Annotated in this window: 10 protein-coding genes; 1 reads left to right on the top strand and 9 read right to left on the bottom strand. The window is 43.1% G+C overall.

Annotated elements, in window-relative coordinates; translation table 11 throughout:
• Positions 1–80: 80 nt before the first annotated feature.
• The gene (gene modF / locus HUS62_RS21320) at positions 81–1,538 is read right to left on the bottom strand and encodes a molybdate ABC transporter ATP-binding protein ModF (protein ID WP_175081072.1); all 1,458 of its coding nucleotides are present in this window, start codon (positions 1,536–1,538) and stop codon (positions 81–83) included.
• Between the two features lie 129 nt (positions 1,539–1,667).
• On the opposite strand from modF, the gene HUS62_RS21315 reads away from it, so the two are divergent.
• Positions 1,668–2,291: a hypothetical protein gene (locus tag HUS62_RS21315; protein ID WP_062566584.1), complete on the top strand. Its 624-nt coding sequence runs from the start codon at positions 1,668–1,670 to the stop codon at positions 2,289–2,291.
• Positions 2,292–2,304: 13 nt separating this feature from the next.
• Here the strand turns inward: HUS62_RS21315 and HUS62_RS21310 are convergent, their stop codons facing one another.
• The 8 genes from HUS62_RS21310 to HUS62_RS21275 form a co-directional block, all read right to left on the bottom strand.
• Positions 2,305–4,056, bottom strand: coding sequence for a response regulator (locus tag HUS62_RS21310; RefSeq protein ID WP_175081071.1), 1,752 nt, complete (start codon positions 4,054–4,056; stop codon positions 2,305–2,307).
• Positions 4,057–4,148: 92 nt separating this feature from the next.
• Complete coding sequence (locus tag HUS62_RS21305; protein WP_175081070.1) at positions 4,149–6,485, bottom strand: fatty acid cis/trans isomerase; 2,337 nt, start codon at positions 6,483–6,485, stop codon at positions 4,149–4,151.
• Positions 6,482–6,862 carry a hypothetical protein gene (locus HUS62_RS21300; RefSeq protein ID WP_055198464.1) on the bottom strand — a complete coding sequence of 127 codons (381 nt, stop codon included), beginning with the start codon at positions 6,860–6,862 and terminating at the stop codon, positions 6,482–6,484. The genes HUS62_RS21305 and HUS62_RS21300 overlap by 4 nt, the downstream gene beginning before the upstream one ends.
• 138 nt (positions 6,863–7,000) lie before the next feature.
• Positions 7,001–7,666, bottom strand: a complete 666-nt coding sequence (locus HUS62_RS21295) for an SDR family oxidoreductase (RefSeq protein ID WP_175081069.1) — start codon at positions 7,664–7,666, stop codon at positions 7,001–7,003.
• 115 nt (positions 7,667–7,781) lie between these two features.
• A complete protein-coding gene (locus HUS62_RS21290) occupies positions 7,782–8,576 on the bottom strand; it encodes a VOC family protein (RefSeq protein WP_175081068.1) in 795 nt (264 codons plus the stop codon).
• 185 nt (positions 8,577–8,761) lie between these two features.
• Positions 8,762–9,478 (bottom strand): hypothetical protein, encoded by a 717-nt coding sequence (locus HUS62_RS21285; protein WP_282658503.1) that lies wholly within the window; start codon positions 9,476–9,478, stop codon positions 8,762–8,764.
• 74 nt (positions 9,479–9,552) lie between these two features.
• Positions 9,553–11,349 carry an alkaline phosphatase gene (locus HUS62_RS21280; RefSeq protein WP_175081067.1) on the bottom strand — a complete coding sequence of 599 codons (1,797 nt, stop codon included), beginning with the start codon at positions 11,347–11,349 and terminating at the stop codon, positions 9,553–9,555.
• Between the two features lie 11 nt (positions 11,350–11,360).
• Positions 11,361–12,950 (bottom strand): alkaline phosphatase, encoded by a 1,590-nt coding sequence (locus tag HUS62_RS21275; RefSeq protein WP_175081066.1) that lies wholly within the window; start codon positions 12,948–12,950, stop codon positions 11,361–11,363.
• Positions 12,951–13,460: the final 510 nt, after the last annotated feature.

Genomic DNA, 13,460 nt, shown 5'->3' with positions numbered 1-13,460 from the left:
AGTTAGTTGCCTAACTACGGATTGTGCATGATCATTCTGATCGGTCAACTGATCAACTTCTTAACTGATCAGCATTAGCCTTATGGCGCTTTTTTTGTGAAATCTGCCATCTCTAAATAATTGTTGATACCGGCTATTTTGTCACTCGCGTGGTGATTAACATACACCACGGTGCTGGTGCCTGCAGCACAGATTTTTTCTATTAGTAATAACACGCGTTGCCTATTCGCTTCATCTAGGCCTAAGCAAGGTTCATCAAGGATCAATAAATTAGGGTGTTTAACCATAGCCCGAGCAATCAACAATAAACGCTGATCACCAAAAGACAGCTGGCTAAATGAACTGCTTTGCTTGTCACTTAATCCTAATAACGCTAACCAATTTTTGGCTATGGCAAGTTGCTTATCGGTGGCTTTTTGGTAAAGACCAATGCTGTCATAAAAGCCCGAAACAACCGTATTGAGCGCAGTGATACTCACCCGATAATCCATATGTAGCGCGTTAGAAATATAACCAATGTGTTGTTTAATTTGCCAAATACTCTCACCGCTTCCGCGCTGGTAGCCAAACACCTTGATATCATTGTTGTAACACTGCGGGTTATCACCAGTGATAAGGTTCAGCAAACAAGTTTTACCTGAGCCATTTTTACCTGTTAACTGCCAATGTTCGCCTTGGTTAATTTGCCAGTTTAGTTTTTCAAAGATAGCCTCGCCGCCATAACTCACTGCTGCGTTATTGAGCCTAACCAGCATAGAATCTGTGAGCGGAGGCGCTTGATGGTCAATATCAGCATCAGGTATTTGTAACTGAGTATGAGTGAGATGCAATAGCTTGAGTAAATCATCGCGCTGCTCAGGTGAAGGCTTCGCTAATTGCTCTGTGACATGACCCTCTTTAACGTAGGCGTAATGATCAACAAAGTCAGGGATCTCAGTTAAGCGATTAAGCACAAAAATAAGGGTCGTTGTTTTGCTAAGCTCTGCGAGTAGCTGATTAAGCCCAGCCATTGCCATGACATCTAAGCCATCAAAAGGCTCATCAAGCACAAGTAAATCTGGTCGACCTATTATGGCTTGGATCAGCATCAGTTTGCGGGTTTCACCGGTCGATAAATCGCGAAATGCCTTGCTAAGTTTGTCACTAAAATCAAATAGGCTTATTAACTGCTGTAGCAAATCACTATCAAGCTGTTGCTCGTCTCGACCTGCAATAATTAACTCATAAACCGTACTCGAAGGCGTAACGCCATCAATAATATCATCTTGATCTTTAGTTAGCTCAGCCGCAAGGAGCTGCTTTTGGCTGTCTGGCGAAACCAATGCTATACGCTCAAAGCTATTCTCATACTGGCCTTTTTCTATTTTCGCAAAACCGGCAATGGCAGCTGCCACGGCCGATTTACCTGCCCCATTCGCACCAAGTAAAACCCATTGCTGCAATGACGAGACATTGATATTGAGATCATCTAAATAATAAACGTCATTGCCCAGCCCCTTTAGGCTAGCTTTAACATTAACCAACTGCACTTGTTGCACTTTGAATCCTCATTCTAAGTTACCGTTAGCTTGACGTTACCGTATTCGATAAAAAATTAAAAATCGTTTAAACCTTTTTTGAACACAGCTGCGACTAAGGTATAAAAGGTCATCAACAGGAAACACACAATGAAAAAATTACTTTGTGTAGCAGCTATAGGCTTAGCACTAACAACAACATACGCAATGGCAAAAGACTCACGTGAACTAAATCACAACTTTGCTGTGAGTGGCGCAAGCCAGCTTGATATTGATTTTCCGGTGGGCAGCTTAGAAGTCGAAAGCTATGACGGTAGCGAAGTCGTCGTTACAGTTCGCATTGAACCAAAAAATGACAATAGCTGGTTCAGCTCTGATGTCGATTTATCAGATATTGAATTAAGCCACTCGCAAAGTGCCAGCTCACTTAGCTTAAAGCTAGATAATGACGACATTCAACAAAACTGGCATGTAAAAATGCCTAAATCGATGGCAATTGATGTTGAACTTGGTGTTGGCGATATTGAAATTAACGACGCAAGTAATTCAGTTGAGATTGAGCTTGGTGTGGGCGCGGTAAGAATTGATAGCGCGCTTGATGACTACAAACGTATCGAGCTTGATACAGGTGTGGGCGACACTAAAATACGTGGCTTAAAAAATGACGGTAACACTAGCCGTAAAGTGGTTAGCTCGCATTCAAGCTATCGTGGCAATGGCCAATACGATATTGAAGTCGAAGTGGGTGTTGGCGACATTAAAGTAACAAACTAATTTAACGCTTTGGTTATCCCTGTGAGCTCTCAGTAAATAAAATGCTGAGAGCTTTTTGCACTGAATCCAGCGTGATCGGTTTGTAAACGTGCAAGTTTGCTCCAAGTTCGTATACTCGTTGTAAATCATCATTCGATGTATTGGCTGTCACCACCAAAATTGGCACCTGCTGCCCCTGCTCATTACGAATAATATCAATCGCTTTAAAGCCATCCATAACTGGCATATTTAAATCCATAAAAATTAAATCGTAATGCTTATCTGACGCTTTATCTGTAGCAATTAAACCATTTTCCGCCACATCAAAGCTGTAATTTAAATGGCTAACCATGCGCCCTAAAATGGTGGCGTTGAGTGGGTTATCTTCCACAATTAAACAATGTAAAGCTTTCGGCAGCGGCGCTGGCATTGCTGATTTAGGCGTGCTTTCTAGTTCTAAATTAATTAACACTTTCACACCTTGTGGCTCAGCATTAAGAAATTGGATTTCTCCTTTTAATGCTTTCACAATGTGCATAACTCTAAGCAGTCCCGTTTTTAAGCCTTGAAAGTGTTGCTCTGAGTCATTTTCGTAGCTAAGTAAATCTGTCGGCGGCTTTTCAAAGCCTTTACCGTTATCTTGTATTTCCATTACAAAGTGCTGCTCACCTTGGCATGCAGCGGTTACGGCAATACGGCCTTGGCTTGGAGTAAATTTAACGGCATTGTTAATGATTTCAGCAACGATTTGCGTCAACCTTGCATGGTCAGTGCTCACCTCTTTATCGAGTGAGTCAGCTAAGTTCACGCTCAAGGTAATACCTTTATCGTTACAGGCATATTCATAGGGTGAGATAGCTTGCTTTAATGTTGATAACAAATTACTGCTAGTAAAACTTAACTGCCATTCACCCGAGGTTAGCTGCTGTAAATCCATTAATTCGTCTAGCATGGCCACCAGCCTATTAACGCAATAAAGCGCCTGCTGTTTAGTCAGCTGCTGACTGTCGCTGATATCAAGCGCTTCGATGGATGCGGTTAAACCTTGCAATGGTGTTCTAAATTCATGACTAGTACGGGCAATAAAGCGCTCTTTATTTTTATTAACACGCTCAGCGAACTCTTTTTGTTCTTTGTACTTAGCAATATTTTTAGTGACCAGTTTCTCCATAGGTTTAAAAATGAAAAATAGCTCAAGTGCTAATAACGTCATGGCGAGCAACCAAAACAATAACTCTAGCACCGCCAAAAACGTGACTTTCTGAACTGATTTTTGCTCGAGTAACTTAACCGCTTGGTCTAGCTTTGTGAGCAGTGCTTCAAGCTGATTGCTAACAAATGTTGAGCGGTCCACATAGGCAAAATCATCGGTATTGTTTAATAGCTGCTGTGCTTTACTCACATAGCGCTTTACATGTTCATCTAACGCGGTCGGCGGCGAGAAATAATGGGCCTCAAGCGCCTCATTTAAATGAATATAGTGACCTTGCTCATCTTGCTGAATTAAAAATTGATGCCCTGCAATAAATTGCTCAACCGCTTGTTGCAATAGCCTTCGGTGTTGCTGTTGAAAATGATCGGATTCATGATAAATGAGTGCATTGCCATACAAGGCAATTTTTTGTGACAGCATACGTTGTTTACCGGCAATATTGATGACCTTAGCATCACCCTTTTGGATATACAAAAGGCTCTGTATCAAGATAGCTGATACAGAGACCAATATGGCAATCGCCAATAACCCCCAGCGATATCGTTTTCGGATATCTGTGACTAGCTGCAACATGCTTTACTCATTATTTTTTAAAATAATTATAGTTCATAGAATACAAGAAAGCCCACTTGAAGTGGGCTTTAAACATGATAGTTAACAGAAATTTATCGATTTTCGAGTCGGTTATAGTCAAATAACCCAAATTCAACGCCGCGATACTCTTTCGCTACACGGTGTAAAATATCGCTGTATTGCCAAAACTGTGGATGTGTTCGGCGAATAGCAAACTCACTTTTCAGATCTCTGTAAGCTACTTCATCTGTTGCTTTAGCAAGCCCAGCTACAAAAGCTGCAACTTGCTGATCATTGTGCAAGTACCAAATGGCTTCTGGGTAATCACCTATAAACCCAGGCACAATCGTTACTGTATCTTCGTCATAAGCTCGTTGCCCTTCTTCATTCAATAAGCTCGAAATATTGTAATGAGCATTATGGTGGATCAGGGTATAGGCCTTGTGCTTATCATCGCCATCTTTGACTAACACAAACGAAATTTGCGGTAGCAAGTTCACAGCTTTAACCGGAAGGTTGTTAATTTTAGCAAGCGGCTCAGGTACTTTCGTATAGTCGTAACGAGGGCTCAATATTGGCTTCAGTTTCGCTTTTAGCATATTGAACAACTCAGACTGCGGATCCATTGTTTTGTATTCAATACCCGTAGGTTGACTAAATGACAATTCATCCTCAAAGAAGCTCGTTAAGCTAGGTGGCGATTTACGATACCACTGGGCTTTAATTTCTTTGCGCTTAGCTTCTGGTAATAATGCAAGGTAGTTTGCTTCACCTTCTAAGCGTAAAAAGTCCATGTACAAACGAGTTAATAACTGATGACCAATGTTGCCATAAACATCAAAACCCGCCACCAGCAAGTAATGAATACGTTCAAATAGTGCGTAGTCGAGTATCCAGGCGGTTTTTGGTTGCTGGCCTATCCAGCCTTTTACAACTGTTGCGCTATCAAAGTGGCGGAACACTGTAAGTGCTGCATTTTGGTTATGGCCATCACCCTGCCAAAGTAAATCGGTTGTTAGGTGCTGACCGTTCTCAAACATCTTATTAGCCAGTGCAACTTTGGCTGACAAATATTTGTTTTGGCGTTTTGAATACTTCACCCAACTAGAAATCGGCAAGGCATTGCTTTCTTCTTCAGCTGGTAATGCTAAGGCATCTTCATGTTGTAACAACAATTCACCCACTTTAGGTGTCGCCGCCATTTCCGGTTTAGCAAACCCCACCCAGAACTGGTCGTTTATCACGTTTAACGCGATTTGACCTCTACAAACAGGCCCTTTAATAAAGCCCATAATAATAAGCTCAGCTTCATCAAGCATAAACTGATAACGTGAGTTGACTGGGATTGCAGCAAAGGCTTTAAATGGGTTTGATGCCACTTCTGGTTTATAGCTTGGCAGTTTATTTACTTGATAATCAGCTTCAATAAATTGCGAATGGATGCGTGCAAGCTTTTCGTCATTTAATGCTAAAGGTAAATGTGTTTTCGCTAAAATAGTCGAGCGGTCATGCATTAAACGGTAGTAAACACGCTCAACTTTAGGGTCTTCATAAGGGCGACGGGTGCTAATGTGTTTGATCTCTTCACCCGGCGGAGTCGAAGAGCGAACTAGCTTAAAGTAGCTGTGTTTATCGCCATGCTCAGGGAAGTAAATATGCGCTAAATACCAGTGCTCATAAATATAGCGAGCAGCCAACTGATGCTTTAAACCATCTTGATTTAAAAATGCTTCCCAACGTTCGACTTGTTTGAGTACACCCTTTTCAGGAGGCTCGATATGAGCTAAATAACCGCCTTTTCGGAGCCACTTAGCAAGGTGCTGAAACTCTTCACTCGAGATACCCGGTAAACCATAAGGCATACCACTATGCGGACTATCTTTAGCAAATGAGTCAAACTCATTCATTGTGGTACATGTTTGCTCACGGTCGAGTGAAAAATCAAACTCATCGCCTAAAATTGCTTGTTTAGGCAGTGGGCTGCTTTGCTTAAGTACTAAGGCATTATAAAGCACACTACCGGCAAGGTTCGCTTCTTCGGTTTGAGCTCGCTCATTAAGTACTGGGGTAAAGCCTTTTTCACGCCACTGGGCGGTACTTGTCGCATCAAACAGCAAGCGGCTTGGCTCTTGGGCTAGTAAACGTGTGCCGTCATAAACACGCTCTTTACTTAAGCCGCGGTCGATACCTTCCACAGAAGATAACTTAAGCTGACACGGTGCATCATAGCAGCCATGACAAACCACACAACGAGTGTCGAGTACAGGCTTTACATCACTTAAAAACTCAGCACCTTCAAGTGTTGATGCTGCAACCACGCGCTGTTGTGGTTGTTCTTTACCAAACAGTTCATCGTAATGAGCGGCACCTAAATATGCACAGCCACTTAATAGAATAAGGCCAAATACGGTGGTGAGGAGTTTTCTCATCCTTCCTCCTCGATATCTTCAACGTCATCACCTAAATCGAAGGTTGGCATCATATCGACTTGCGGCGATACAAAGGTTTGGTCGTTGTCGCAACTAAGCATCGCGCTTAATAGTGGCCCACGAACGAGTGTCAGCTGCGCATCATGCTCACCATCAATCAATGCTTGATAGTCATCATTTAACGCTTCAAGACGGTATTCATTAATGGCAATTGCGACACTGCTATCAACAGCTGGGTTTTGGCAAAGCTGTGCGAGTAACTCTTCGCTTAGCGTTACATGTAATAGTAAATCTGGAGATTCGATATCGCGGCTGTGAAGGTTTTCATCGAAATAAAAAAGAGGAAGGGTTAAATCGCTATTTTGCTCTAATTCCATGTGCTGCTCTCTACATCAAAATGACTTTTAATTGTACGAGTATAGCAAACTATAAGTTCAATAATTAGCGAAACTTATCAGCCGTTAGCAGCTTTTTAGCTGCTAACTAATCGAATTATAAAAACAGTGAACAATGCATTACCAAGGTAGCGTTTCGCCGTTTGAATGCCAAAACCCACCTGTGTTGCTAAGGTTTAATTCGTCAATCCGCTTGATGAGCCGCTCTGCGGCAGTTTCAGGGCTAATGTCGCCAGCAAAATTAACCATTTGCGTTTGTACAAAGCCCGGATGAAATAACCCTACGGCAATTTTTTTATCTTTTAGCTCATGGGCTAAACTAACACTGGCAGCATTAAGTGCCGCTTTTGACATACGATAACCAATATAACCGCCCGAGCCATTATCAGCAATTGAGCCCATGCGCGACGTGATCATCGCCACTTTGGCATCAATACCTAAGCTTTGCTGTAATGCATGAGTAATACGAATAGGTGCAATACTGTTCACGCTGATTTGTTTTTCGATGGCAGCAAAGTCCATATCAGCTAATGTTTCATTATGAAAAATACCGGCGTTGTTAACCAAAATATCAATCTTGTCGCCGTGTAAGTAATTGGCAAGTGTTGCAACATCATCGGCGTTAGATACATCAATGTCGCTAATAATTTTCACATCGAGTGCTTGAAGCTCCTCACTTGGCGTGCGAACCACTGCAGTAACACGGTAACCTTTGGCTGAATACTGTTTACAAAAATTAAGACCAATACCTTTATTGGCCCCCGTAACCACCACATGCTTAGTCATCAATCTGCTCCTTAGTAGGCTTTTTTATACCCAAACCACCTCAAGGTGCGAGTTTGTGCATTTTGAGGAGGCTTAGATATATATACCTTGGGACAGATTAGCAAAAACCAAGGGCTTAAGTTAATTCATCAATGGTTGATTTAAGAATAGAAAATACGGCCCCTTGCGGATCGGTAATCACACTAAAGCGCCCAACATCTGGAATGTCTGTTGCTGGCACACAAATAGCGCCATTAAGCTGCGTTGCTTTAGCGACTGCCTGATCGCAATCTGCTACCGCAAAATACGGCATCCAATGGGGTGGAATATCATCTGGCCATTCATTGGTCATCTCAAGCATGCCTGCTATCGGTTGCTCATCAATGGTAAATAAAGTGTAATCCACCCCCTCCATTGGTTTCACCTCAAACTGCCATCCGAATAACTGACAATAAAAGTCGCGACTTTTTTGCATGTCTTTCGACACAAGCTCAAACCAGTAAGGCAGGTTAAGCTCTTGTACTCGTTTTGCCCCGATATGCTCACCGGCTTGCCATAAGGCAAATGTTGCACCGCCTGGTTCTTGAAGCATCACCATGCGACCTGCCGTCATAACATCATGTGGCCCTGCCAATACAGTTGCACCTAATGATTTTGCCAGCTCAGTACTTTGGTCAACATTATCAACAGCAATGTACAATAACCAATGGGTTGGCATCTCGCTCATACTTTCTGGCAGTTGATACATAGCGGCAATATCATCACCTTGTTTTTTCAGCATGGTGTAATACATATCTTCGCCTATCGGCTGGTCATCAAAGCCCCAGTCAAAAAGTTGCGTATAAAACTGCTTTGCAGCTTGCCAGTCTTTCGCGCATAACTCGGCCCAGCAGAAAGTACCTGCGGGGTGTTTTGTATTTATTTTTGTCATGGCTGTTCCTCCTTGGTTAAACTTAAGCAACAATGGCACAATTTATCAATCAAACCAGACAATAGTTGCAACACTTAGTTGAAGTAAGTAGTTTTGCCTTAGCTAAACAGACAATAAACTTCTTTAGCTAACGCTGAGTTACAGAGACAAAAATGCCGCTAAAAAAGCGGCATTGTAATAACTAATTAGTGATGATGGCCATGCTCACCTTTGAGCTGATTACCTTGCGCATCATAAAAACCGCTCGCGCCATGCTCAACAAACCCTAAGTTGATCATTTTAGCTAAAAATGGATCGCTTTCATTATCACCGATATCTGCGTAATCGGTCGTTTGATAGTTATCCCATTTCGCAAATTCTGCCTGAATCTTTTGCTGGTTGTGATGACTGGCTGTTAAAGCAATTTCACGGCTATAAGTTGGTGTTGAAATACGAATTGCTTTGAGTAACTTTTGATTGGCAAGCCAGCTTAGCTCTATTTTGCTCTCACCCTGCTGTTGTGTGTAATATTCTGTTAGTTCACAGCCTTCACCCGTACTTTTTTGGTGCGTCATTGACGCTAAAAACTTATCGCTTACTAACTGATATTTGCTACTCCAATCTTGCTCACCTTGCACTTCCGATGGTTGATACTCAATACCACGCTGGGCATGCTGAAAATAACGAATTGGGCGAATTTGTTGATTGCGCAACTGTTGCCATAATTCAATAAACTGTGGATTCTGCTTAGCCACCTGGTGAGGCGTACGCCAAAGGGTAAAGGTGTTTTCAGTATGCTGCTTATTAGCAACTATACCTGTTGTGACCGTATAGTCTGCTTGCGTAAAACCGGTGTTCATATCGCATTGCCCTGCAACAGCAAGTGGGCTAAGTAATGAGGCAAGTAAGATGGCTGCTTTCACGGGATTCTCTTTTTTGTCTTGGTTTTCAGTATAACTAATTGAGTAAGGGAGGCTCAGAGCCTCCCAAGCACTTATTACTGTGCTAATTTAGCATCGGCTTGTTTAACAAGGTCAGCGGCATAATCCATAACATGGAAAATAAGGCTTTGCTCATTAGTGCCTGTTACTAAATGTGCACCTGGGCCTACTGCATACACACCTACATCTTCTGCTGCGTGTGTTTCAGATCCCAGTGGTACGACGGCTTCTTGGTGGAAACCAGGTGTTGTTGTGTCAACATCAGTTAGATCTACACGACCCGTTACCGGCGCAAAGTTATAGCCTGCATCAGCATCAGTCTCATCACCTAAGTTGCGGAAACCGCCACCATTGGTATAACCAACTGTTGTGTATGGCATGTTATCTGCTGCAAGTGATGGTTCATCACTACCCACAGGTACCACTTTACCTAAAATTGGGTTACCACGTTTTGGGTAGCCTGCAATAGTAAATACGTGGCTGTGGTCAGCTGTAACTATAATTAGCGTGTCTTCAATGCTGGTTTTATCAAGAGCAACTTGGACTGCTTTTGAAAGCGCAACTGTGTCGCTTAGTGCATTGTAAGCATTACCCGCGTGGTGCCCGTGGTCAATACGGCCAGCTTCAACTGTTAGCATAAAACCATTGGCGTTGTTATCTAATACATCGATTGCTTTAGCTGTCATTTCAGCAAGTGAAGGCTCGCCCGCTACATCGTTTGCGCGATCTGCTTCGTATTGCATATGTGATTCATTAAATAAACCAAATACGCGCTCTGTTGACTCTGCATCGATTGCATCAAAACCAGCTTGGTCCATCACATATTGACCTGCTGGGTATTTAGCTTTCCATTCAGCTGTTAGGTCGCGACCATCTGTACGGTCACCTTCTACTGAGCTCACAGCATCAGCAGAATTAAAAGCAGCGTCTTTCGGTAAGAAATGACGACGACCACCGCCCATGACAACTTCTAAACCATCAACATCTAAGCCTTCGTAGCGTGCTTCTAGGTTTGCTTCAAAGTTAACTAACTGCGATGCAATATCTTCACAGCCAGCGGTAACTGCCGCTTCTGGCATATCTGATACGTCTTCCCAGTTACGGTCAGCCGATTTTGCATACGTTGCTGCAGGCGTTGCGTGAGTGATACGCGCTGTCGAAACAATACCAGTCGACTTACCGGCAATCTCAGCAAGCTCAGTGGCTGTAACTAGTTCATTACCTGCAACCGTTGCACAGTTACCACGCTCGATGTCCTCATCAACACCGATAACGCCAGCATCCGTTTTTACGCCCGATGCCATTGCTGTCATCGTACCCGCAGAATCAGGTGTTTGCGCATCAACGTTATAGGTTTTAGCAAACCCTGAGAATGGTAGTGTTTCAAAGCTAAGCTGATGCTCTTCACCTAACTTACCTTCAAGCTGACCGGCCATGATACGTGCTGCCGTCACGGTTGAAATACCCATGCCGTCACCAACAAACAGAATCACGTTTTTCGCTTTACCTGACTCTTTTACAACGGCAGCAATGTTTTCTTCGCTAGTAGCGACTTTAACTTGTGCTGACTTGAACCATTCATTATCGGTCAACGGCGCTAATTGCGATGCCGTTAACGACGTTGCTGGTGCATTACATGCAACGGTTGTATCCGTTACTTCTGCTGAGTCTAGCTCACCGTTATCGTTACTATCTTCACCGGTTAGGGTTTCTGTACCACCGTTTACGCACTGCTCAGAACCAACAGCTAATGTATTTTCAACGGTTAATGTTTTTGGTGAGTTGTCATCGTCATCAGAACAACCCGCTAACGCCACTACTACAGCAAGAGAAATTAAATTTAGTTTTTTCATCGTCGTCGCCATTATTCTTCAATTAGTTCTAGAGCTTGGTTAATGATGTGGAAAATTACGTTTTGTTCCACAACGCCTTGTGCTAGTTGCGCACCTGGACCTTTTGCATGAAGTGAAATATCTTCACCCGCATGAGTCTCAGAACCTAATGGCACAGTGGCTTCTTGGTGATAACCAGGCGTCGTCGTATCAACACCCGTTAAATCAACACGACCTGCAAATGCCGCTTCGCTATATGATGCATCTGCATCAGTTTCATCACCTAAATCGCGAAAACCTAAACCATTTGCATAACCAACTGTGGTGTACGGCATACCATCTGCCGCAAGGCTTGGCTCTTCGCTACCAATGGCAACCACTTGACCTAAGATTGGGTTACCGCGCTTTGGATAACCCGCGATAGTAAATACGTGGCTGTGGTCAGCAGTAACAAGAATAAGTGTTTCTTCTGGGTTGGTGTTCTCTACTGCTGTTTGCACTGCTTTGGCAAATTCAACGGTATCGTTTAACGCGTTATAAGCATTGCCCGCATGGTGGCCATGGTCGATACGACCAGACTCAACGGTTAAGAAAAAGCCTTTTTCATTGCTCTTTAAGATGTCGATCGCTTTACCTGTCATTTCAGATAATGACGGCTCACCCGCGACATCGTTAGCGCGATCTGCTTCGTATTGCATGTGTGATTCGTTAAATAATGCAAATACACGTTTGCTGTCAGCATTTAGCGTATCGAAGCCAGCTTGGTCCATAACGTACTTACCATCAGGGTACATTTTTTGCCATTCAGCAGTTAGGTCTCGCTCATCAGTACGGTCACCTTCTACTTCACTGACTGCATCAGCTGAATTGAACGCTGCATCTTTCGGTAAGAAGTGACGACGACCACCGCCCATCACAACTTCAAGACCATCAACGTCAGTGCCTACGAAGCGTGCTTCTAGATTCTTTTCGAAATTAACAAGTTGTGAGGCGATATCTTCACAACCGGCTTCTACAGCATCAGCTGGCATGTCTGACACGTCTTCCCAGTTACGGTCAGCCGATTTTGCATAGGTTGCAGCTGGTGTTGCGTGAGTAATACGTGCCGTTGAGATAACACCTGTTGCTAGACCTTTAATTTCTGCCAGCTCTGTTGCGGTAATTAACTCATTACCCGCAACAGTTGCACACTCGCCACGCTCGATATTTTCGTTTACACCAATTACACCTACATCGGTTTTAACGCCTGAAATAATTGCTGTCATTGTGCCTGCAGAGTCAGGTGTTTGCGCATCAACGTTATAGGTTTTGATCTGCGCTGAATACGGGAATTCTTCAAAGCTTAGTAAGCCTTCTTCGCCTAACTTGCCTTCCATTTGTCCCGCCATGATACGCGATGCAGTCAGCGTTGAGATACCCATACCATCGCCAACAAATAAAATGACATTTTTAGCTTTAAATGTTTGCTCAGCCTGAGCCGCCGCCTCTTTTTCTGTTAATTTTGTTTCAGCAGCACTATACCAATCATTTTGTTTTTGACTGTCTGGTAACACACCTGCATTGGCCGTCGCTGACAATGCCAACGTTAAACCAATTGCAGTAGCAATTTTATTAATTTTCATCGTTACGTTCCGTTAGTACGTTATTTTAAGAATTTGAGTGCTAACTAAACTGCACTTGGATAATTAGCGCAGCCATACTAAGAAGGCATTGTTACTAAAAAAGTGAGTTTTCATGACGAAATGATGAAACCCAAAAAAGTAGCTCAAGAAGGTAAGTAATTAGTTTTAGAGGAAATAATAGGGTTAGTTGCTAGGTGTGAGTTAGCGAGGGTAAAGGCTCTTGGTTCTAGGTCAAGCATAACCTTGGGAGTGCTTTAAGGTGGTTTGGGTTTACCAAAGAAAAGGTTTACATGGTTTGTGTCGGGTTTCGCTGCGCTCAAACCAACCTACCCGAAGAATGAATAGGGCGAATACCGAGTGAGACACCACACAAACCAACCCCACCAATCTAATCTGACGTCTGAAAGCTGACAGCTGATAGCTTTTCTACAGACATTAAAAAAGGCCGCCTAGGCGACCTTTTTATAAGCTGTGAAGCTCTATCTGTTGATATTACTCAACGATAGTTGC

Origin of the sequence: Pseudoalteromonas sp. 0303 (assembly GCF_013349995.1) — a bacterium.
In the GTDB taxonomy this organism is placed as follows: domain Bacteria; phylum Pseudomonadota; class Gammaproteobacteria; order Enterobacterales; family Alteromonadaceae; genus Pseudoalteromonas.
Note: the sequence above shows the minus strand (reverse complement) of the source record. Positions and strands in the feature narration are given on the sequence as shown.

Excerpts from the sequence above, each read along its gene's own strand:
- HUS62_RS21310 (WP_175081071.1), bottom strand. The coding sequence starts at position 4,056 with ATGTTGCAGCTAGTCACAGATATCCGAAAACGATATCGCTGGGGGTTA.
- HUS62_RS21295 (WP_175081069.1), bottom strand. The coding sequence starts at position 7,666 with ATGACTAAGCATGTGGTGGTTACGGGGGCCAATAAAGGTATTGGTCTT.
- HUS62_RS21300 (WP_055198464.1), bottom strand. The coding sequence starts at position 6,862 with ATGGAATTAGAGCAAAATAGCGATTTAACCCTTCCTCTTTTTTATTTC.
- HUS62_RS21315 (WP_062566584.1), top strand. The coding sequence starts at position 1,668 with ATGAAAAAATTACTTTGTGTAGCAGCTATAGGCTTAGCACTAACAACA.
- HUS62_RS21305 (WP_175081070.1), bottom strand. The coding sequence starts at position 6,485 with ATGAGAAAACTCCTCACCACCGTATTTGGCCTTATTCTATTAAGTGGC.
- HUS62_RS21290 (WP_175081068.1), bottom strand. The coding sequence starts at position 8,576 with ATGACAAAAATAAATACAAAACACCCCGCAGGTACTTTCTGCTGGGCC.
- HUS62_RS21275 (WP_175081066.1), bottom strand. The coding sequence starts at position 12,950 with ATGAAAATTAATAAAATTGCTACTGCAATTGGTTTAACGTTGGCATTG.
- HUS62_RS21280 (WP_175081067.1), bottom strand. The coding sequence starts at position 11,349 with ATGAAAAAACTAAATTTAATTTCTCTTGCTGTAGTAGTGGCGTTAGCG.